We start from the raw sequence: 19,806 nt of genomic DNA on the forward strand, positions 1-19,806 counted from the left end.
CCTTCTGAGCCCTTCTCAGTCCCTCAGAGGGGCTCAGAAGGGCTCAGAGGCGATCCCCGTACGTCTCGATCGCGTTCTCGCTGCTCACCCGCTGCCTGATCGACTCCGGCAGCGAGGTGAGGGCGTAGCGGGGGTCGTCGAAGTCCCAGTGCGGGTAGTCGGAGCTGAACATCAGCGTGCGCTCCGCGTGCGCGATCTCGCAGAGCACGTGCAGGTGGTGCCGACGCCTGGGCTCGGGCAGCGGCTGGGTGGTGAAGCGGACGTGGTCCACGATGTACTCGCTGGGCAGCCGCCTGACCCACGGCACCTCGTCGCGCAGGCCCCTGACGTTCTTGTCGAGCCGCCACATCACGTCGGGGATCCAGCCGAGCCCGCCCTCGGTGATGATCACCTTGAGGCCGGGGAAGCGCTCGAAGACGCCGTGGCAGACGAGGCTGATGACGTTCGCCTGGAAGACCTGGCTGAGGCCGCTGTGCCACTCCACGTAGTACGTCGGCGTCCCGCCGGCCATGGGCGGTGACGTACGGAAGATGCCCTCGCCCGAGTTGGGGTGGACGGCGACCGGGAGGCCGAGGTCGTGCGCGGCCTCGTAGATGGGGTAGTGGTGCCGCTGCCCCATCAGCAGGTCGGTGAGCGGCAGCAGCACGCCGACGAAGCGCTCGTCCTGGGCCGCGCGCCTGATCTCCCGCGCCGCCAGGTGCGGGTCCTGCGCGCCGGCCACGATGTAGCCGCGGTAGCGGTCGTCGGCGTCGAACCAGGTCGCGGCCAGCCACCGGTTGTAGGCCGAGGCGATCATGGCGGCGGCGTCCGGGTCGGGCATGGCGCCGAGGCCGAGCACCTCGCCGCCGATGAGCACCGCGCGGTCGATGCCGTGGGCGTCGAGCAGGTGCCGCGCGGTGAAGAGCGGGTCGGCGCCCGGCGCGGACCCGTCGGGGGCGCGGGCGTCGTCGCGGAGCACGCCGGCCGGGTTGACGTAGAGCATGTTGCGCGGGATCGAGACGGCCTCGCGGTGCCCGGTCGCGGTGAGGGCGCGGCGCTCGTCGAGGCCGAGGCGGCGCCGCTCGGCCGTGGACAGGAAGGGGCGCAGGTCGGCGAGGCCGTGCTTGGTGATCGGGTGGACGTCGCAGTCGACGAGCCGGTAACGGGGAGGCGTACGGGTGACGGGGTCGGTCATGGAGGCTCCGGTGGTTGCCGAGAGGCCGCTGAGCGGTCATAGTCGTGCATAGCAAATCGATTGGCATGGCGACAGTGGAGCGGTGACATGGACGTTCGGGTCGGCAGCGTCGAGGACGTCCGCAGGGACGGGTGCCGGATCGTCGACGTGAACGGGCGGCGGGTCGGGGTCATCAGCGTGGGCGATGAGTTCTTCGCGATCAGCGACAAGTGCCCGCACATGGGGGCGTCGATGTGCGCCGGCTCGCTGGGCGGCACCTTCGTGGCCGCCGGGCCGCACGAGTACGTGTACGGCAGGGACGAGCGGGTGGTCCGCTGCCCGTGGCACGGCTGGGAGTTCGACGTAGAGAGCGGGCGGTCGCTGCTGGAGCCGAAGCGCGTGGGGCTCAGGACGTACCGGGTGTCCCAGCAGGACGGGGAGGTCGTCCTGCACGTGTGATCCAGTCCTGCGCGTGTGATCCGGTCCTGCACGTGTGATGCGGCCTTTCACATGTGATCCAGTCCTGCACCTGTGACTCACCTGCCGGGGATCGACGGGACGTCCGTGTGCAGGTCGGGGCCGAAGAAGAGGAACACCATGAGGTCCTCGGCGCCGGTGTTGACGACCTCGTGCTCCCGCACGGCCGCGTCGTGGGTGACGACCAGCTCGTCAAGCCCCGGTTCGCCGCCGCGCACCTCGTGCCCCGCGTACGTGCCCGTCCCCGTCCAGGCGAACACGCTGTACACGCCGGGCTCGCGCAGCCGGTGGACGCCGCCGGGCGGGACGACGAGGCGCTTGCCGGCGTACTTGCCGGTGTTGTAGAAGACCCAGCTCTCCCCGTCGGCAACGGGCTGCGGGGTCAGGTGGCGGTTCTCGTAGAACCAGGGGTCGCCGTTGGTGCGCCAGTCCACGAAGCCGAGCGGGAACCGCTCCCCGTGCTCCGAGCGGTCGCCGGGGCGGACGTCCTTGAACAGCAGGTCCTTGGAGATGATCCGGCCGGCGTTCAGCGCCTGGAACATGGCGAGGACGTCGGAGTCCTCCTGCAGCTCCAGGGTGAGCGCCGTGCCGGGGGCGTGCAGCACGCCGGACGGCACGTGGAACCCCTCGCCGGGCACCTGCAGCTCGGCGCGGGCGTGCCGGAGTATCAGGTCGCTGTCCCAGTCGACGAGGTACGGCAGCAGCACCTCGTACGCGCCCTGCTCCGCGATCCACGGGTGCACCCCGAAGAACGTCTCAGGATGCGGCCCCATGTCCACGCCGGGCAGGAAATGGTAGGACTCGTCCTTGGCGTTCCTGCCGACCAGCGCCGCGTACTCCTGGGGCGGATGGATGTGGTACGGCAGCCGGTAGGCGTAGTCGAAGATCTTCGCCAGCCGCCCGAGCCCGCCGGGATGCGTGGCGGCGTACGCGGCGCCCATGACGGCGGCCGGGCCGGCGGCGACCGCGTCGCGCAGCAGGAGCCGCTCGCCGTGCTCCCCCACCACGTGGCTGAGCCCCTCGTCGGGCGGCCCGACGCGGTTGTCGGCCTTGGTCGTCGAGGCGAGCCAGCGCTCGCAGACGGCGCCCCGCTCGCCCACGTCGTAGGCGTCCTCGGGCAGGCCGAGCCGCCTGCCCGGGGGCAGGAAGTCGCGCGCGACCCAGGCGGGCGCACAGCGCAGCACGCCGTTCCCGGCGTCGAGCAGCCGGGCGAGCAGGTCGCGTACCTCGTCAGGACTTCGCGCCGTCATGATTCACCCCTTGATCCCGGTGAGGGCGATGCCCTGCACGAACCTCCGCTGGAAGACCAGGAACACGACGATCATCGGCAGCACCGCGATCACCGACCCGGCGAACAACAAGGTCCAGGATGTACGGTTCTGCACCACGAACAGGGCAAGACCCACCGGTGCGGTGATCTTGTCCGGGCTGGACATGATGATCAGCGGCCAGAAGAAGTCCTCCCACGCCCCCTGGAAGGTGAAGATCGCGTTCGCCGCCAGCGCGGGCCCGCACAGCGGCAGCACCACCGAGCGGAAGATCCGGAACTCGCCGGCCCCGTCGATGCGGGCGGCCTCCAGCAGCTGGTCGGGGATCGAGAGCATGTACTGGCGCAGCAGGAAGATGCCGAACGCCGACACGATGCCCGGCATGATCAGCCCCCAGTAGGAGTCGAGCCAGCCGTGCCCGCCGCTGCCCGTCCAGTCGTTCCCGCCGAAGAAGGGGATGTGCTGGATGATGAGGTAGTTCGGGATGAGCGTGACCTGCCCCGGCACCATCATCGTCGCCAGGAAGAGGACGAAAATCCCGTTACGTCCGGGAAAGCGGCGCTTGGCGAAGGAGTAGGCGCACAGCGCGTTGAAGAACGTCTGCAGCACGGTGATCGACAGCGCGACGAACGCGCTGTTGGCGAACCACCGCCAGTCGCCGTGCCCCTGGGCCTGCTGCGCCTTGGTGAGGTCGCCGACGTTCAGGAAACCCTGGTAGCCCTCCAGCGTCCCGTCCTGCGGGATCCAGTGCGGCGTCGTGGAGAAGATCTCCCCCATCGGCTGGAACGACGCGCTGACCAGCCACGCGAACGGCGCCAGGAACAGGATCGCGAGCGGCGCGAGCACCAGGTACGTCAGCAGCTTCTGCCGCAGCCCGAACCGGTTGCCGGTCATACGGCGGAGCCCCGCCGGGCGAGGCGCAGCTGGAGCGCCGTGAACACGAGCAGCATGAGGAAGAGCGCGAACGCCAGCGTGCTGGCGTAGCCCATGTCGAAGTACTTGAACGCCCAGAGATACATGTAATAGACCATCGTCGTCGTCTTGTTGACCGGCCCGCCGTTGGTCATCACGAAGATCTGGGTGAAGACCTGCAGGGAGCTGATGATGCCCATGACCAGCAGGAACAGGGTGGTGGGCCGCAGGCTGGGGATCGTCACGTAGCGCAGGCGCTGCCAGGGGCCCGCGCCGTCGATGCGGGCGGCCTCGTACAGCTCCCTGGGGATGGCCTGCAGCCCGGCGAGGTAGACCACCATCGAGAACCCGGCGCCCGCCCACACGCTCATCAGCACGACCGCCGGCATCGCGAGGTTCTTGTCCGACAGCCACAGCAGCGGCTCGTCGATGAGGTGCGCCTGCAGCAGGTAGTAGTTGAACAGGCCGTAGTCACCGTTGTAGAGCCACTTCCAGAGGATGGCCGAGACCACGAACGGCGTGATGACCGGCAGGTAGAACGCCGCCCTGAACAGGCCGCGCAGCCGCAGCGGCAGGTTGAGCAGCAGCGCGAGCAGCAGGCCCGTCGCCATCGACAGCGGCACCGAGGCGCCGCTGAAGTAGATGGTGTTCAGCACCGACTCGACGAACCGCTCGTCGTGGATCATGTCGCGGTAGTTCGTCAGGCCGACGAACGGCTTGTCCGGCTCGATGATGCTCCACCGGTGGAACGTCAGGTAGACGGCGAAGATCAGGGCGGCCAGCGTGAAGACCGAGAAGATCAGCATGCCGGGCATCAGGAAGACGTACGCCGAGCGTTCCCGCCACATCCGGGCCGGCAGGCCGGGCCGGCCGGGCGGCCGGGGACCGCTCCGCGCCGGCGCCGCGTCCGTCTCGGTCGTCATCAGCGGCTGCGCCATCTGTCTCTTCCTTCCTCCGTACGCCGCCGCGCGCCGCCGCTCAGCCCCGGCCGAGGATCGCCCTGCCCTGCTGGGCGGCGTTGTCCAGCGCCTCGGCGGCGGTCTGGTCGCCGTAGATGGCCTTGCTGAGCTCCTCGTTGAGGATGGTCTCGACCCGCGGATACTTGGGGTTGGCGACCGCGCTCGCGACGCCGCAGGCCATCAGGTCGGCGAAGGGCTTGAGTACGGGCTTCTCCTTGGCGAGGTCCTCGCCTTCGAGCAGCGACTTCGTCGGAGGCAGCAGCGTGCCCTCGGTCTTGTACGTCCAGTCGGCCAGGTTCTCGGGCCGCGACAGGAACTCCATCCAGAGCCACGCGGCGTCGGAGACCTTCGTCTGGCTGAACATCACCAGCGAGTCGCCGGCGATGGTCGTCTTGCATCCGGCGCTCCCCTCGGGCAGCGGCGCGGCGGCCCACTTGCCTTCGAGCTTGGGGTACTCGTCGGCCAGCGTGCCGGCGAACCAGGCGCCCGCCACGTACATCGCGACGTCGCCCCTGGCGAAGGCCACCCGGCCGTCGTAGGAGTTGGAGTTGAGGTAGTCGCGCGGCGAGTATTCGGCGAGGTCCACGTAGAAGGCGGCGGCGGTCTTGCCGGCCTCGCTGTCGAAGGCGATGTCCTTGCCGTCCGCGCTCACCGGCTCGCCGCCGGCCTGGTAGAGCCAGGGGTAGAAGTAGTAGGCCGCCTCGGAGGCGAACATCTCGAAGCCGTACTTGCCGTTCGCGGTGAGCTTCTCCGCCGCGGCCCTGAACTCCTCCCAGGTCTTCGGCGGGCCGGCGAGGCCGGCCTCCTTGAAGCGGTCGGTGCGGTAGAACAGGCCGGTCGTCTCGCCGTCGAAGGGCAGGCCCCACATCTTGCCGTTCCAGGTGACGAACGTCTTGAAGCCGTCGACGTAGTCGTCCGGCTTGACGACCTCGCTGCGGCCCATGTACTCGCCGAGGTCGACGAGCGCGCCGCGGGCGGCGTAGTCGCTGGTGTCGCTGGCGTTGATGTAGGCGACGTCGGGGGCGGTGTTGCCGGCGATGCGGGTGCTGAGCACCTGCTGCGCCTGCTCGGCGGGGGCGTTCTCGAACTTGATGGTGATGTTGGGGTGCTGCTTGCTGAACTCGGCGGCCATCTTCTTCATCTGCGGCTCGTTGCCGACCCAGGAGAAGAACGTCACGGTCTGCGGCGAGGCCGGGTCCTTGACCGGGCCCGTGCCCTTGCCGATGCCGGTGTTCTGCGGCGGGGCGTCGCTTCCGCAGGCGGTCAGGCTCATGGTCGTCGCGAGCGCCATCACGATGACGGCCGGGGCCGTCCAGGATCCATGGATTCTCATCACACCGCTCCCTGCTGCTCGCTCAGTGGAAGGTCCGGAGCTTCGACTGATGCAAATCGATTGGCGCCTGGCGGGAAGTCTTGCCAACGTCCGGGCGGGTTGTCAATGGATGCACAGTGGCTCGCGTCACATTGTGACGGCCCCGAGACCACGCCCGCCGGTCACGGCGAAGTACGCCGTCAAATCGTTTTGCCTCAGGAATCTCAGTAGAATGCTCCCCATGTCGAGGAGCGAGGTTGAGTCCGGCCCACCCTCCCGCGTGACGATCGCCCAGGTCGCCAGCCACGCAGGAGTGAGCCCCACGACCGTCTCCCACGTGCTGTCGGGCAAGCGTGCGGTCGGAGCGGCGACCAGGGGCACGGTGCTGGCGGCCATCCGCGAGCTCGGCTACCGGCCGAACATCGTGGCCCGCAACCTGCGGACCCGGCGCTCGCACATGATCGCGGTGGTCGTCCCCGACATCACCAACCCGTTCTACGCCGTGCTCACCCGCGGCCTGGCCGACGCGGTCGACGCCGCCGGGCTCGGCACGTACGTCTGCAACACCGACGGCCAGCACGACAGGGAGCTGAAGTTCTTCCAGGACGCGATGGACCGCGGGGTCGACGGCATCGTCTTCGCCTCCGGCGAGACCGCCTCGCAGGTCCAGCTCGCGGAGGTCGACCAGCAGACGCCCATCGTCTGCATCGGCGCGCAGCTCGACCATCCGCTGTGCGACGCGGTCATCCCCGACGACGAGACCGGCTCGCGCGCGGCGGGCGCCTTCCTCGCCGCGCGCGGCTACAAGCGCATCGCGATGATCCAGGGCCCGCCCCACTACGGCGTGACCCGCACCGCGGGCTTCCGCTCGGCGATGCAGGCCGCCAAGCGGAAGGTGCCGGCCGAGCGCATGGTGCGCGGCGACTGGACCCGCAGGGGCGGCTACACCGCGATGAAGGCCCTCATGGCGCTCAACTCCCGGCCCGACGCCGTCTTCTGCGCCAACGACCTGATGGCGATCGGCGCGCTCGACGTGGCCCACGAGCTGGGGCTGTCGGTGCCCGATGACGTGGCCATCGTGGGCTTCGACGACGTCGACGCCGCGACCATCGTGACGCCCCTCCTGACGACCGTGCGCAACCCGGCGTACGAGGCCGGCGGCACGGCCGGCGACCTGCTGCTGAGCCGCATGTCCGGCCGCTACACCGGCACCGGCCGCACGGTCGTGCTGCCCTGCCCCCTGGTCGAGCGCGGCACCGCCTGAGCCGGGGCGGCCGCGCGCGCCCGCCCGCGTCGGCGCGCGCGGGCGCGCAGGCCGCGCCGGCGTCACTCCTCGGGGAACGTCACCACCGCCTTGACGAAGCCGTCGGGCTTGTCGCGCAGCGCGGCGAACGCGGCGTTGATCTCCTCCAGCGGGAACCGGTGGCTGACCAGCCCGTCCATCGACAGCACCCCGCCGGCGAGCAGGCGCATGCCGGTCGCCATGCCGCGCATGATGACGTTCACGTCCCTGAAGTGGGCGTTGACGAGGGTGAAGGCCATCCAGTTCCAGTACGCCAGCGGGACCGACCGGTCGGCCCCCTGGTGGAAGCCGACGATCGCGATCGTGCCGCTCATGCGGGTGGTGTCGCCGCACGCCGTGAGCGCGCGCTGGGTGCCGGTGCACTCGAAGGTGACGTCGGCGCCGCGCCCGCCGGTGAGCGCGTGTACGACGTCGGGCAGCGACTCCCTGGTCACGTCCACGGTCCTGGTCGCGCCGAGCCGGGCGGCCCGCTCCAGGGCGTCGGCGCGCGCGTCCGCCACGATGAGCTGCCGTGGCCCGCGCAGGGCTGCCAGCTTCTGTACCAGGTTCCCCATGAACCCGGCCCCGATGACCACCACGTCGTCGCCGAGCCGGACGCCGGCGGCCTCCACGGCGTTGACCGCGCAGGCGAGGGGCTCGGCCAGTGCCTCGTCGAGCGGCCCCGACCCGGCGGGGAAGCAGTGCTCGGCGCGTACCGCGACGTACTCGGCGAAACCGCGCTCGGTCACCCACACGCCGACCCGGTCACCGGCAGAGAACGCGCTCACGTCGGCGCCGGCCTCGGCGACGACGCCGCTGACCTCGTGGCCCAGGTAGCGCGCCGCGCCCTGCGGCGGGCCGGTCAGCCACGGCTCCAGCTCCGAGGCGCACACGCCCGACGCCACGACCCTGACCAGCACCTCGTCAGGCCCGATCACCGGCACGGGAGCCTCCTCGACCACCCACTTCTCGCGCCCGCGCAGCGCCGCGATCCTCATGCCGGCTCCCCGTCGTGGAAGACGACGATCGTGTAGACGCCCAGCGTGTCCACCCGGACGACGTGCACGCCGTCCTCCTGCGTCACCTCCAGCGGCGTCCGCGTCCCGTCGCTCGCCACCGCGGTCGCGTGCGGCCTGGACTCGGGCAGCCGCACGCGCAGCGGCACGCCGGTCCGCACCCGCACGGCGTCCTCAGAGCGGTCGTAGTCGTAGTTGACCAGGTGCAGCGCGTAGGAGCCGCCGGCCAGGCGGTGCAGGTTCGCGGCCACCGGCGCCGGGGTCTCCACCTGCCGCCCGTGCGGCAGCAGTTCGCCGAGCACGTCGTGGCGCGCGGTGCGGACGTTGTCGTGCCGCGACAGCGCGTCCGCCACCCGATCGGTGACGACGACCGTCCCGCCGGCCGCCAGGTAGCGCCGGACGGCGGCGGCCTGGCCCTCGGTCAGCGCGAAGACGTCCGGCAGGATGACGGTCGAGTAGCGCAGCAGCCCGCTCCCGTCCGCCCGGTCGGGCGCGGTGACGCCGTCCGCCCAGATCACCACGTCGTACGGCACCGCGGACTCCGACAGCGTCCCCGTCACCACGCGGTACGGCACCACCACCGACTCGTCGCGGGCGTTGGCCGTGTTGTCGCTGACGTCCGCCTTGCCGATCAGCTCGCGCGTGCTGGCGACGCTGAAGACCACCGCGACCTCGTTGGCCGTCCGGCGCGCGAACAGCCCCTCGTGCCCGGCCAGGAAGTCCTGGATCTCGACGGCCAGGCCGTGCGGCGCGGAGAAGGAGTCCTCGATGACGCTGCCCATCCACGAGCCGTACGGCACCGACATGTTGACGCCCATCGCCGCCGCCTCGTACAGCGACAGCCGGAACAGGTCGTAGCCCTTGCCCTCCCCGAGCAGGCCGATCAGCTCGGGGACGACCCCGCCGTACGGGTTCTCGACCACGACGACGTCCTTGTCGCCGGCGAACGCCGCGACGTAGCGGTACCACTCCGGCTGCCGGTACGTCGTGTTCCGCATCTCGGTGATGACGAGATCGACGTCGTCGGCGAGCGCGAGGTACATCGGCTCGCAGTTGAAGAAGTTGCCGGAGACGATGATCTCCCGGCCCCGCGAACGGGCGTGGTCGCGGGCGTAGCCGGCCAGCTCGGCGAAGTACTTCTTGATCGACAGGCACTGGAAGGCGTAGTACTCGCCGAACAGCGGCGTGGACTCGCGGCCGGTCTTGAAGTCGTGGCCCTGGGCGAGCAGCCATTCGCCGTAGTGGAAGGTCTCCAGGTCCACCCCGTCGAGCGCCGGGTCCGCCTCGGGGAGCCGTTGCAGGTGGGCGCGGAAGCCCTTCATGCAGTCCTTGCAGAAGCAGGCGCCGTACTGGAAGGCCCCCATGGGCAGCTCGGCCTCGTCGAGCTGGATGCCGTCCACACCGGCGTCGATCTGGATCCTGATCACGGCCTTGAGGTACTCGCGCCAGACCGGGTTGTTGCGGTCCATGTAGAAGCACTGGTGCTCGCGGTCGGGGCACTCCACCCAGTGGGCGTGGCAGGGCTCGCCGTGGATGTCGCGGGCCACGCACTCCTCGATGAGGTCGGTGACCGGCTCGCCGTCGGAGTTGACCAGCCCGCCGGGGAAGTAGTGCTCGACCGGCTTCCACAGCTTCGGGTAGCGGTTGGCGCTGAACTCGCGCAGCCCCATCCAGCCGCGCCTGCCCGCGCCGCGCAGCTCGTTGATGGCGAGGACGGCGTCCTCCTCCTCGGTCAGCTCGACGGGGAACTCCCAGCCCTGAGCCTCGAAGACGATGCCGAGCACCTTGATGCCCCGCTCGTGGCAGGCGGCGACGAACTCGCTGTCGTTGACGAAGCCGTAGAAGCGCGAGCGGGCGTCGACCGGGCCGAACGCCTCCTGTTCGAGGTAGGGCAGGGACAGCGAGCCGCCGCCCATGGACGCCCACACCAGCACGGTCGCGCGGTAGTCCTCAAGGTCGTCGATCATGCGCAGGCGGCGGGGCGGCAGGCTCGGGTGATAGCAGTGCTGGCGGGGGAACCAGGCGTCGAAGTAGACACCGCGGTGCATGGGCAGGGCCCTCCTAGACGTTGACGTGCGGGTCGAGGGTGCGCTGCGCGATGGTCAGGCCCTGGCGGACCCGCTCGGGGCTGCCGCTCCAGACCGGGTCCTCGTGCTCGACGGAGACGACGCCGTCGTACCCGTGCTGATGCAGCGCGTCGATCAGGCGCCGCCAGTCCACCTCGCCGAGCCCGGGGATGCGGTAGCGCCACCAGCCGCTCTCCCAGGGCCGCCGGTCGAGCACCCGGCCGAAGACGCCGTACCTGTCGCGGGCGGCGGCCTGCACCTCGACGTCCTTGGCCTGCACGTGCAGGATCCTGTCCGCGTGCGCCTCCAGCGCGGCCAGCGGGTCGATGCCGAGCCAGACCAGGTGCGAGGGGTCGTAGTTGAGCCACAGGCCGAGCTCGGCCAGCCGGCCCCACAGCTCGGGCGAGTAGGCGAGGTTGGCCGGGTAGCCGTCGGGGTGCCAGCCCTCCATCGGGCAGTTCTCGATGACGAGCCGGACGTCCCTGGCCGCGGCGTACTCGACCAGCGGCGGCAGCACCCGCTCGGCGAGCCGCAGGTTCTCCGCCACGGTCAGCGTCACGTCGCGGCCCACGAAGGTGCCGACCAGCCCCACGCCGAGCAGCTGCGCGGCGTCTACGCAGCGGCGCAGGTGCTCGTGCGTCGCCTCCCTGACCTCGAGGTCGGCGTGCAGGTTGTTCTCGTAGTACGCGACCGCCGACACGCTCAGGCCGTGCCGGTCGAGCATCGCGCTCACCCGGGCGGCGTCGTCCTTCCCGAACGACTCGACGTCCAGGTGACTGGCCTCCCAGTCGCGGCCGGGCCGGTCGGGCCAGGCGGCGATCTCCAGCGCGGCGTAGCCGTGGCCGCCGGCCCAGCGGGCGATGTCCTCCAGCGGCTCGCCAGGCAGGCAGGCGGTCAGCAGCCCCAGTCTCATCCGGCTCACCGGCCGGCCGGGACGTTGGCGTAGTCGTTGCCGGCCAGGTCACGTCCCCTGGCCAGCCAGATCTTCCAGCCCTCGTTCTGCGGGACGTCCTGCATCTTCACCGAGCTCGGGAAGTAGCGCATGGTGTAGCCGGTGCGGCGGGTGGCGCTGGTGTTGGCGCGGGCGCCGTGCACGATGCGGCCGTCGTGCATGGAGAACTCGCCGCGCCGCAGCTCGAAGGAGACCGCCTTCGACTCGTCCACGCCCGACAGCTCGGCGTGGAAGGTCTGCTCGGTCATGTCGGTCGGCCGGTAGCCGTCGGAGAAGCCGCCGTTGAGGTGCGAGCCGGGGATGACGCGCATGCAGCCGTTCTCCTTGAACGAGCCCTCCTCCAGCGCCAGCCAGATCGTGACGATGCTGTCGTACGTGTCGAAACGGCCCTCCCAGAACGCGCTGTCCTCGTGCCAGGGGGTCGCCCGGCCGGTGAAGGGGTCCTTCGAGATGAAGTGGCTCGACCACAGCGCGATGTCGGGGCCGATGAGCGGCTCGATCCAGTCGAGCACCTCGTCGCAGAGCAGGAAGTCCAGCAGCCGGGCGTCGCGGTAGTGCGGCGTGTCCAGCTCGTCGGAGAGCTTGTCGCCCTTGGCGCTCAGGTGCTCGTTGAAGATCAGTTCGAGCCGGGCCAGGCGCTCCTCGGTGAGCAGCTGACGGCCGGGCAGCAGGTAGCCGTTCGCGCGGAAGAAGGCGACGTCGGTGTCGGTCAGGGTGTCGGTCATCGCGGTGGCCCCTTTCCGGGGGTTGCGGTCACGGGGGGTCAGCTCTTGTCCAGGGCCCGGATGATGTCGATGAAGAGCTCCATGTCCTGCAGGTAGTCCTCGGGGGTCGTCTTCGGCGTCGCGCCGGTGGTGACGACCTCGTGGAAGTACTCGAGCTCATAGGTGTAGGGGTCCTTGAGGTGCGGGCGGCGCACCGAGCGCTCGTAGGAGTCGCCGTCGGTCAGCTCCAGGTGCAGCGTCGTCGGGAAGTGCCGCACGTACGGGGTGTCGTAGCGCACCTTCATCGTGCCGCTCGCGCCGTACACCTCGATGTAGGTGTCGTAGCGCAGCTGCTGGTCCACGCCCGTCTCGTACGTGACGGCGAAGTCGCCGTAATCGAGCAGGGCGACGACGTAGCCGCCGCTGCGCCACATCTTGGCCGCCGAGACCTCCTCGGGGCGGCCGAGCAGCTCGCGCATGGCCGACAGGTCGTGGCTGCCGAGGCCGCACAGCAGCCCGTACGTCCACTCCAGCTCCTGCGGGACGTCCCCGATCGCCTCCTTCACCAGCGCGGACCTGCGCGTCCACTTGTCGTCGATCGCCTCCTGGGGGACGTCGTCCGGGCGGTCGACGTAGGAGGTCTGGTCGACGATGAGCCGGTTCTCGCCGATCACGTCGTGCACCCGGGCGTAGCGGATCGGGCCGAGCTCGGGCAGCCGCTCGACCGCCTCGGTGAACGCCGGGGCGAAGCGCCGCATGTAGGCGACCATCACGGTCCTGCCCGACCGGTCGCGGGCGGCGATGATGTCCTGCGCCTCGCGGGGGCTGAGGCACATGGGCTTCTCGACGAGCACGTCGAGGCCCGCGTCGAGTGCCGCGATCGTGCAGTCGGCGTGGTATTCGTCGCTGTTCAGCACGATCACGCAGTCGAGGCCGCCGGCGGCGATCATCTCCCGGTAGTCGGTGTGGCGGCGCCCGACCCGATGGCGTTCGCCCATCCGCTCCAGCAGGCCGGGCGAGATGTCGCAGATCGCGGCGAGCTCGTAGCGGTCGGGCAGCGATTCGAGGACGGGCAGGTGGATGACCTGGGCGACCTCGCCCAGCCCGATGACGCCGACGCGCAGTTTGCTCAACTCTTCGCCTTTCGGTGTGGTGTCCCCCAGTGACGCAAATCGGTTTGCAAGGCCACGGTAAAGGGACGCGCACCGTCGGGTCAACGCCCGTGCGACGGGCGGGACCGCCCCCCATAGGCTGGTGACCATGGCACAGGACCGCGCGAAGGGCGTCGGCCGCCCGCCGCGCCTCACCCTCGAGGCGATCCTGGCGGCGGCCGACCGCATCCTGCGCTCGGAGGGCCCGGAGAAGCTGTCGATGCGCCGGCTGGCCCAGGAGCTGGGCAGCGCGCCGATGACGCTCTACTACCACGTACGCGACAAGGACGAGCTGCTGCTGCTCCTGATGGAGGAGCAGGCCAAGGCCCTCCCCCGCCCCGAGCTGCCGGCGGATCCGCGCGAGCGGCTGCTGGCGGTGGCGGCCCTGCTGTACGAGGAGCTCGCCGAGCGGCTCTGGATCGTCGAGGTGCTGGCGGGCGGCGACCTCATCGCGCCCTCCGCGCTGTGGTTCGTCGAAGAGATGATCGACGCCGCCGTCGAGTGCGGCAACCCGCCTGAACGCGCGCTGTTCGTCTACCGGTCGATCTGGTTCTACATCGTCGGCGACCTGACGATCCGGGTGAAGGGCGCGCGCCGCCGGGCCGGCGTCCCCGCGTACGAGGACCGGGTGGTCGCCGGGCTGCGCGGCGGCACGCATCCGAGGCTGGCGGCGCTGGCCGGGCGCTGGGCCGAGCTCAACGCCCGCGACACGCACCGGGAGGCGCTGGCGGCGCTCATCGACGGTCTGCTGCGCTGACCGCCCAGAACGCGGCGTACCGGCCGCCCAGGCGCACCAGCTCGTCGTGGCCGCCTTCCTCCGCCACCCGGCCGCCGTCGAGGACCACGATGCGGTCGGCCCGCCGTACCGTCCGCATGCGGTGCGCGACCATCACCACCGTGCGGCCGGCCATCAGCCGCTCGATGCCCGCGTGCACCGCGGCCTCGCTGACCGGGTCGAGCGCGGAGGTCACCTCGTCGAGCAGCACGATGGGGGCGTCCTTGAGCAGCGCCCGCGCGATCGAGACGCGCTGGCGCTCGCCGCCGGACAGCAGCGCGCCGCCCTCGCCGACGTGCGCCGACCAGCCGCCGGGCAGGCGTTCGACGACCTCGTCCAGCCGGGCCGCCCGCGCCGCCGCCCTGACCTCGGCGTCGGTGGCGCCGGGGCGGCCGAGCCTGACGTTCTCCTCGATGGTGCCGTCGAAGAGGTAGACGTCCTGGAAGACGATGGCGACGCGGGACACGAGAGCCTCGGCGCCGATGTCGCGCACGTCCACGCCGCCGACCCGTACGGCGCCCGCGTCCACGTCGTAGAAGCGGGCGAGCAGGTGCAGCAGCGTGCTCTTGCCCGCGCCCGACGGCCCGACCACGGCGAGCCGCTCGCCCTGCGCCACGGTCAGCGACACGCCGTCCAGCACCGTGCGGCCGCCATGCCTGAAGGTGACCGCCTCGAGCTCCAGGTCATGCCGGTCGGGGAGGACCGGCGTCGCGGGCTCGGGCAGCGGTTCGGTGCGCAGCACGGCGTCCAGCCGGTCCAGCTCGGCGCGCGCGGCGCGCAACTTGCCGCCGATCTCCGACAGCGACAGCAGCGGGTCGGCGCAGCGGGCCGCCAGCACCAGGATCGCCAGCAGCTCGGCGGCGCCGATGCTCCCGCCCAGCGCCAGGTAGGCACCGAGTGCCAGCAGCGCGGTGAAGACCACCTGCACGGTGAGCGTCAGGCCCACGGCGGCGGGCACCGTGGCCAGCACCGTGGCGCGGGAGGCCCGCCGCACGCCCCGGAGCGCGTCGTCGAGCAGCGCGAACCGCTCACCGCTCCGGCCGCCCGCCCGCAGCACCGGCTGGGCCTGGAGGAACTCGATGACCCGGCCGGTCGCCTCCTTGTCGCGCTCGTGCCGGTCGGCGTCGGCGGCCGCCGTCGCGCGGGCGGCCCGCGCCTGCACCACGGCGACGGCGGGCGCCGCGGCGAGCGCGGCCAGGCCCATCCGCCAGTCGAACGCGGTCATCACGGCCACGATCGTCAGCGGCGTCACCAGCGCGGAGACGAACGGCCCCAGCAGGTGCGCGGCCACGCCCATCGCCTGGAGCAGGCCGCGGCCCGCCATGACGGAGACCTCGCCGACGCGGGTGGTGTCGTACCAGCCGATGGGCAGCCTCGCCAGGTGCTCCCCGAGGCGGTGGTACATGCCGCGCAGCAGGGTGGTGCCGACGCGCATGCCGGACAGGTCGGCGGCGTAGCGCAGCACGGCGTAGCCGGCCACCGCCGCGCCGAACGCGACCAGCCAGGGCGTGGCCGGCTCGCCCCCGAGCAGCGCCCGCAGGACGGGGACGAGCAGCGCGTACGCCAGGCCCTCCGCGACGGCGGCCACCGTCATCAGGGCCAGGGTGCGGCGCATCGGGCGGGCGTAGGCGTCGCCCAGCACCCGCAGCAGCGTGGTGATCATCGCAGCTCCTCCTCTTGGCGCGCGGGATTCCGGGCGTGCCAGAAGGCGGCGAACCTGCCGCCGCGCTCCAGCAGCTCGGCGGGCGCTCCCCGCTCGGTGATCACGCCGTCCTCCAGCAGGACGACGGTGTCGGCGCCGGCCACGGTCTCCTGGCGGTGGGCGATGACCAGGATCGTCCGGTCGCCGCCGAGGCCGGCGAGCGCGCGGCGTACCGCCTGCTCGGTCTCCGGGTCGGCGAAGGAGGTGGCCTCGTCGAGCACCAGGACGGGCGCGTCGGCCAGCAGCGCGCGGGCGAGCGCGACGCGCTGCGCCTCGCCACCCGACAGCCGCGCCTCCTCGCCGATCACGGTGTCGTAGCCGCGCGGCAGCTCCATGACCCGGTCGTGGATGCCGGCCAGCCGGGCGGCGCGGACGACGGCGTCGCGGCTCGCGTACGGCACCGCGAGCGCGATGTTGTCGGCGACCGGCGCGCGCAGCAGCCGCACGTCCTGGAAGACGAACGCGACCCGCCGGTAGAGCTCGTCAGCGTCGATGTCGCGCAGGTCGGCGCCGCCCAGCAGGACCGCGCCGTGCTCCGGGTCGAAGAACCGCGGCAGCAGCCGGACCAGCGTGGACTTCCCGCCGCCCGACGGGCCCACCACGGCGGTCGTGGTGCCGGGCTCCAGCACCAGGTCGACGCCGCGCAGCACCTCATGGCCCGGCTCGTAGCCGAAGCGCACGCCGCGCAGCTCCACCCGGTGCCCGTGCGGCGTGACGAGGGCGGCGGGCTCGGGCAGGGGGCGTACGGCGAGCACGTCCTTGACCCGGCCGAGCGCGCGGCCCGCGGCGGTCAGGTCGTCGAAGCCGTGGCCGAGCGCCGCCACAGGGGCGGTCAGCCCCAGCCCGAGCAGCAGGAACGGCAGCAGGTCAGCCGGGGCCAGGCCGCCCTCTGAGATGAGCGCGGCGCCGCCGGTCAGCACGACCAGCAGCACGAACGGCGGCGACAGCGCGAGCTGCATCCCGGCGGCGACCAGCGACATCCCCCGCACCCAGCGCACGAAGGTGGCGATGAAGTCGTCCACGGCGACGAGGAAGGCGCGGTGGGCGCGTCCCGACCCGCCGAACGCCTTCACCACCGCGATCCCCTGCACGAACTCGACCACGGAGCCCGCGATGCGCCCCATCGCCGCGTCGAACTCCTCCTGCTCGCGCGCCCTGGCGGGCAGCATGAGCAGCGGCACCAGCGCGAGGGCGAGCGCGACCGGGATCAGCGTGACGAGCGTGAGCCGCCAGTCGATCGTGAGCAGGTAGACCAGCGACGCGGCCGGCACCACGAACGCCGCCACCAGCTCGCCCGGGGCGTGGGCGATGAGCGGGTGCACGGCGCTGACGTCCTCGCCTGCCACCTTGGCCAGCTCGCCGGTGCTGCGGCGGGACAGCCAGCCGATCGGCGCCCGGCCGAGCCGCGCGGCGAGCCTCCGGCGCAGCGCGAGCTGCACGTCGGCGTCGAGGACGTGCCCGAGCCCCGACGAGGCGGCGGTGCACACGAGCCGGACCAGCAGTCCCGCGGCGCCCGCGATCACGACCGTCCGCACGTGGCCGGGGTCGGCCGGGCCGGGCGCGAGCAGGGTGCGGCCCAGCTCGACGACCGCGAGCAGCGGCGCCAGACCGGCCAGCGCGCCGGCGATCTGGAGGGTCACGACGGCGGCGAAGGCCGGGAGGTGCGGGCGCAGCAGGGTGGTCATGCTCGCGTCGTCCGCGGGGTCACGGACGCGTTCGCGCCGCGTCGCCGGCGGCGCGGAGTCGATGGCGGTCATCGCGCTCCCTTTCATTTTCGTACGCGTACGAATAAGGGTACGCGAGGAGGCCCGCCGACGCGCGAGCCGTGGGGAAGGGCCGTCTGCGCAGGAAGGGGCCGGAGCGGGCGCCGGCGTCAGGGAAGACGGCGGGGCGGGCGCCGGCGTCAGGGACTTGCGGCGGGGCAGGCGCCGGCGTCAGGGACTGTGGCGGAAGGCGCGGCGGTAGGCGGCGGGGGTGATGCCGCGGCGGGCGGCGAAGTGGTGCCGCAGGGTGTCCGCGCCGCCGAACCCGGCCCGCGCCGCCACCGCGTCCACGCTCAGGTCGGTGGTCTCCAGCAGCTCCTCGGCGAGCCGCAACCGGTGCTCCAGCAGCCAGCGGTGCGGCGTGGTGCCGGTCAGCGCCTTGAACCGGCGGGCGAACGTCCGCGGCGACATGGCGGCGCGCGCCGCGAGCGCGTCCACGGTGAGCGGCTCGTCGAGGTGCCGCAGCATCCAGTCGAGCAGCTCCGACAGCTCGTACGGCGTGCGCGGCGGCGGCATGGGCGCCTCGACGTACTGGGCCTGGCCGCCGGAGCGGTGCGCTGGCACCACGAGGCGCCTGGCCAGGGCGTTGGCCGTGGCGGCGCCGTACTCCCCTCTCATGAGGTGCAGGCAGGCGTCGATCCCGGCCGCCGCTCCGGCGCTGCTGAGCACGGGGCCGTCGGAGACGTACAGGATGTCCGGCTCGACCTGGACGCGCGGATAGGTGCGGGCGAGCAGCCCGGCGAACTGCCAGTGCGTGGTGGCCCGCCGCCCGTCGAGCAGCCCCGCGGCGGCGGCGAGGAAGGCGCCGGTGCAGACGGTCAGCACCCGCGCGCCGCGGTCCGCCGCCGCGCGCATGGCGTCCAGCAGCGGCTCGGGCACGGGTGCGGTGAGCGCCGGCCAGGCGGGCACGGTCACCAGGTCGGCGCGGGCGACGCGATCGAGCCCGTGCTCGACCCGCACGGCGAACCCCGACGTCGTCGGAACCATGCCGGGCTCCGCCGCGCAGAGCGCGAAGTCGTGAACGGGCAGCCCGTCGTCGGCGCGGTCGAGACCGAACACCTGGCAGACGATCCCCAGCTCGAACGTGGCGGCCACGTCTCCGACCACGGCGACGACATCCCGGATCACGCCTCGGAGTATGGCAGGAAATTCCGGTATATGGGCGTTCCTGCCACTCCCCCGCCACCCGCTTGTCCCGCGACGCTGAGACGCATGACCCTCACCACGCACCTGCCCTTCCCCCTGCCGGGCCAGGGCCGCTCCGAGATCGTCGTCCCCGCGCCGGGTCCAGGGCCGCAGCGCTGGGCCGGCGCGCCGAGCGCCGCGCTCGACCACGACGGCACGTACGTGCTCGCCTACCGGGTGCGCGACATCAAGAACCACAAGGCCATCACCGACTCCGCCGACACCGACACCGACACCGACACCGACACCGACACCGACACCGACAACCACGACACCACAGCCCTCTCCACCAATGCCGAGGACCACAACGTCATCGCCCGCTCCGCCGACGGCGAGCGCTTCACCACGGTCGCGCTGCTGCCCCGCGACCGGTTCCGCGCGGCCATGGTGGAGCGCCCCGCCCTGGTCCGCACGCCGTCGGGCCGCTGGCGCCTGTACGTCAGCTGCGCCACACCCGGGACCAAGCACTGGTGGATCGGCGTGCTGGAGGCCGACTCACCGGAGGGCCTGGCGACGGCCGGCATGCGCACGGTCTTCGCGGGCGACGCACGCACCGGCGTCAAGGACCCGGTGATTCGCCACGACGGCCGGACCTGGCAGGCGTGGCTCTGCTGCCACCCGCTCGACGTGCCGGGCGCCGAGGACCGCATGAGCACCGCGTACGCGACCAGCCAGGACGGGCTCACCTGGCGCTGGCACGGCACGGTGCTGACCGGCCGCCCCGGCACCTGGGACGCCCGCGGCGCCCGCCTGACGAGCGTGCTGCCGGACGACCGCGCCTGCTACGACGGCCGCGCCTCGGCCGCCGAGAACTGGCGCGAACGAACGGGCCTGGCCGTGCCCGGCGCATCGGGCCTCCTGACGCCGGTGGCGGGCGGCCCCGTCGCGGACGTCCGCTACCTGGAGGTCCTCCCCCTCCCCGACGGCACCCACCGCCTCTACTACGAGTCCCGCCGCCCGGACGGCAGCCACGACCTGCGCACGGAGCTGCTCCCGCCGCCGAACCGCCCCTCATGACGCGCGACCCCGGCCACCTCCAAGGGGGCCGAGGCGTGGACGCACGTTCCTAAGACGATGACTCATTTGGTGAGTCGGCGGTAGCAGATGAGGGCTGCGGCGATGGCGGCGA

General features: G+C 72.0%; 17 protein-coding genes. 4 read left to right on the forward strand and 13 right to left on the reverse strand.

The window, feature by feature from the left end; all coding sequences use genetic code 11:
• Positions 1 to 43: 43 nt before the first annotated feature.
• A complete protein-coding gene (locus ACFFR3_RS16380; RefSeq protein WP_345400458.1) occupies positions 44 to 1,174 on the reverse strand; it encodes an amidohydrolase family protein in 1,131 nt (376 codons plus the stop codon).
• An 87-nt stretch (positions 1,175 to 1,261) separates the two neighbouring features.
• Here ACFFR3_RS16380 and ACFFR3_RS16385 point away from each other — a divergent pair, with 87 nt between their 5' ends.
• Positions 1,262 to 1,612, forward strand: coding sequence for a Rieske (2Fe-2S) protein (locus tag ACFFR3_RS16385; RefSeq protein ID WP_364383346.1), 351 nt, complete (start codon positions 1,262 to 1,264; stop codon positions 1,610 to 1,612).
• 77 nt (positions 1,613 to 1,689) lie between these two features.
• Here the strand turns inward: ACFFR3_RS16385 and ACFFR3_RS16390 are convergent, their stop codons facing one another.
• Genes ACFFR3_RS16390 through ACFFR3_RS16405 form a run of 4 tightly spaced genes read right to left on the reverse strand, consistent with a single transcriptional unit; the run spans position 1,690 to position 6,102 of the window.
• Positions 1,690 to 2,880, reverse strand: a complete 1,191-nt coding sequence (locus ACFFR3_RS16390; protein ID WP_379483370.1) for a hypothetical protein — start codon at positions 2,878 to 2,880, stop codon at positions 1,690 to 1,692.
• Positions 2,881 to 2,883: 3 nt separating this feature from the next.
• A complete protein-coding gene (locus ACFFR3_RS16395) occupies positions 2,884 to 3,792 on the reverse strand; it encodes a carbohydrate ABC transporter permease (RefSeq protein WP_364383340.1) in 909 nt (302 codons plus the stop codon).
• Positions 3,789 to 4,748: a carbohydrate ABC transporter permease gene (locus ACFFR3_RS16400; RefSeq protein ID WP_345400440.1), complete on the reverse strand. Its 960-nt coding sequence runs from the start codon at positions 4,746 to 4,748 to the stop codon at positions 3,789 to 3,791. Before ACFFR3_RS16400 ends, ACFFR3_RS16395 begins: the two co-directional genes overlap by 4 nt.
• A 40-nt stretch (positions 4,749 to 4,788) precedes the next feature.
• On the reverse strand, positions 4,789 to 6,102 hold the full coding sequence (locus ACFFR3_RS16405) for an ABC transporter substrate-binding protein (RefSeq protein ID WP_379483371.1): 1,314 nt from the start codon (positions 6,100 to 6,102) through the stop codon (positions 4,789 to 4,791).
• A gap of 220 nt (positions 6,103 to 6,322) precedes the next feature.
• Here ACFFR3_RS16405 and ACFFR3_RS16410 point away from each other — a divergent pair, with 220 nt between their 5' ends.
• Positions 6,323 to 7,345: a LacI family DNA-binding transcriptional regulator gene (locus ACFFR3_RS16410; protein ID WP_364383334.1), complete on the forward strand. Its 1,023-nt coding sequence runs from the start codon at positions 6,323 to 6,325 to the stop codon at positions 7,343 to 7,345.
• A gap of 62 nt (positions 7,346 to 7,407) precedes the next feature.
• On the opposite strand, the gene ACFFR3_RS16415 is transcribed toward ACFFR3_RS16410, so the two are convergent.
• From ACFFR3_RS16415 to ACFFR3_RS16435, 5 genes are read right to left on the reverse strand one after another with little or no spacing between them, the layout of a single operon-like run.
• A complete protein-coding gene (locus tag ACFFR3_RS16415; protein WP_364369665.1) occupies positions 7,408 to 8,361 on the reverse strand; it encodes a zinc-binding dehydrogenase in 954 nt (317 codons plus the stop codon).
• Positions 8,358 to 10,427 carry a type 1 glutamine amidotransferase family protein gene (locus ACFFR3_RS16420; RefSeq protein WP_379483372.1) on the reverse strand — a complete coding sequence of 690 codons (2,070 nt, stop codon included), beginning with the start codon at positions 10,425 to 10,427 and terminating at the stop codon, positions 8,358 to 8,360. The genes ACFFR3_RS16415 and ACFFR3_RS16420 overlap by 4 nt, the downstream gene beginning before the upstream one ends.
• A 13-nt stretch (positions 10,428 to 10,440) precedes the next feature.
• Positions 10,441 to 11,358 carry a sugar phosphate isomerase/epimerase family protein gene (locus ACFFR3_RS16425; protein WP_345400422.1) on the reverse strand — a complete coding sequence of 306 codons (918 nt, stop codon included), beginning with the start codon at positions 11,356 to 11,358 and terminating at the stop codon, positions 10,441 to 10,443.
• A 5-nt stretch (positions 11,359 to 11,363) separates the two neighbouring features.
• Positions 11,364 to 12,122: a phytanoyl-CoA dioxygenase family protein gene (locus tag ACFFR3_RS16430; protein WP_345400419.1), complete on the reverse strand. Its 759-nt coding sequence runs from the start codon at positions 12,120 to 12,122 to the stop codon at positions 11,364 to 11,366.
• A gap of 38 nt (positions 12,123 to 12,160) precedes the next feature.
• Complete coding sequence (locus tag ACFFR3_RS16435; RefSeq protein WP_345400416.1) at positions 12,161 to 13,234, reverse strand: Gfo/Idh/MocA family protein; 1,074 nt, start codon at positions 13,232 to 13,234, stop codon at positions 12,161 to 12,163.
• A 127-nt stretch (positions 13,235 to 13,361) separates the two neighbouring features.
• On the opposite strand from ACFFR3_RS16435, the gene ACFFR3_RS16440 reads away from it, so the two are divergent.
• Complete coding sequence (locus ACFFR3_RS16440; protein WP_345400413.1) at positions 13,362 to 14,009, forward strand: TetR/AcrR family transcriptional regulator; 648 nt, start codon at positions 13,362 to 13,364, stop codon at positions 14,007 to 14,009.
• On the opposite strand, the gene ACFFR3_RS16445 is transcribed toward ACFFR3_RS16440, so the two are convergent.
• The 3 genes from ACFFR3_RS16445 to ACFFR3_RS16455 all read right to left on the reverse strand — a co-directional run bounded on the left by ACFFR3_RS16445 (position 13,987) and on the right by ACFFR3_RS16455 (position 18,617).
• Complete coding sequence (locus ACFFR3_RS16445) at positions 13,987 to 15,690, reverse strand: ABC transporter ATP-binding protein (RefSeq protein ID WP_379483373.1); 1,704 nt, start codon at positions 15,688 to 15,690, stop codon at positions 13,987 to 13,989. The genes ACFFR3_RS16440 and ACFFR3_RS16445 overlap by 23 nt on opposite strands.
• A complete protein-coding gene (locus tag ACFFR3_RS16450) occupies positions 15,687 to 17,486 on the reverse strand; it encodes an ABC transporter ATP-binding protein (RefSeq protein ID WP_345400410.1) in 1,800 nt (599 codons plus the stop codon). The genes ACFFR3_RS16445 and ACFFR3_RS16450 overlap by 4 nt, the downstream gene beginning before the upstream one ends.
• A gap of 177 nt (positions 17,487 to 17,663) precedes the next feature.
• Positions 17,664 to 18,617 carry a helix-turn-helix domain-containing protein gene (locus ACFFR3_RS16455; protein ID WP_417629305.1) on the reverse strand — a complete coding sequence of 318 codons (954 nt, stop codon included), beginning with the start codon at positions 18,615 to 18,617 and terminating at the stop codon, positions 17,664 to 17,666.
• A gap of 87 nt (positions 18,618 to 18,704) precedes the next feature.
• Here ACFFR3_RS16455 and ACFFR3_RS16460 point away from each other — a divergent pair, with 87 nt between their 5' ends.
• Positions 18,705 to 19,694 carry a glycoside hydrolase family protein gene (locus ACFFR3_RS16460; RefSeq protein WP_379483374.1) on the forward strand — a complete coding sequence of 330 codons (990 nt, stop codon included), beginning with the start codon at positions 18,705 to 18,707 and terminating at the stop codon, positions 19,692 to 19,694.
• Positions 19,695 to 19,806 lie beyond the last annotated feature (112 nt).

This window comes from Nonomuraea salmonea, assembly GCF_042428605.1.
GTDB classification, from domain to species: domain Bacteria; phylum Actinomycetota; class Actinomycetes; order Streptosporangiales; family Streptosporangiaceae; genus Nonomuraea; species Nonomuraea salmonea.

Bases quoted from the DNA above. Each gene is read 5' to 3' on its own strand.
- ACFFR3_RS16415 (WP_364369665.1), bottom strand. From the start codon at position 8,361: ATGAGGATCGCGGCGCTGCGCGGGCGCGAGAAGTGGGTGGTCGAGGAG.
- ACFFR3_RS16460 (WP_379483374.1), top strand. From the start codon at position 18,705: ATGACCCTCACCACGCACCTGCCCTTCCCCCTGCCGGGCCAGGGCCGC.
- ACFFR3_RS16390 (WP_379483370.1), bottom strand. From the start codon at position 2,880: ATGACGGCGCGAAGTCCTGACGAGGTACGCGACCTGCTCGCCCGGCTG.
- ACFFR3_RS16385 (WP_364383346.1), top strand. From the start codon at position 1,262: ATGGACGTTCGGGTCGGCAGCGTCGAGGACGTCCGCAGGGACGGGTGC.
- ACFFR3_RS16450 (WP_345400410.1), bottom strand. From the start codon at position 17,486: ATGACCGCCATCGACTCCGCGCCGCCGGCGACGCGGCGCGAACGCGTC.
- ACFFR3_RS16430 (WP_345400419.1), bottom strand. From the start codon at position 12,122: ATGACCGACACCCTGACCGACACCGACGTCGCCTTCTTCCGCGCGAAC.
- ACFFR3_RS16400 (WP_345400440.1), bottom strand. From the start codon at position 4,748: ATGGCGCAGCCGCTGATGACGACCGAGACGGACGCGGCGCCGGCGCGG.
- ACFFR3_RS16425 (WP_345400422.1), bottom strand. From the start codon at position 11,358: ATGAGACTGGGGCTGCTGACCGCCTGCCTGCCTGGCGAGCCGCTGGAG.
- ACFFR3_RS16405 (WP_379483371.1), bottom strand. From the start codon at position 6,102: ATGAGAATCCATGGATCCTGGACGGCCCCGGCCGTCATCGTGATGGCG.
- ACFFR3_RS16410 (WP_364383334.1), top strand. From the start codon at position 6,323: ATGTCGAGGAGCGAGGTTGAGTCCGGCCCACCCTCCCGCGTGACGATC.
- ACFFR3_RS16395 (WP_364383340.1), bottom strand. From the start codon at position 3,792: ATGACCGGCAACCGGTTCGGGCTGCGGCAGAAGCTGCTGACGTACCTG.
- ACFFR3_RS16380 (WP_345400458.1), bottom strand. From the start codon at position 1,174: ATGACCGACCCCGTCACCCGTACGCCTCCCCGTTACCGGCTCGTCGAC.
- ACFFR3_RS16420 (WP_379483372.1), bottom strand. From the start codon at position 10,427: ATGCACCGCGGTGTCTACTTCGACGCCTGGTTCCCCCGCCAGCACTGC.
- ACFFR3_RS16445 (WP_379483373.1), bottom strand. From the start codon at position 15,690: ATGATCACCACGCTGCTGCGGGTGCTGGGCGACGCCTACGCCCGCCCG.
- ACFFR3_RS16440 (WP_345400413.1), top strand. From the start codon at position 13,362: ATGGCACAGGACCGCGCGAAGGGCGTCGGCCGCCCGCCGCGCCTCACC.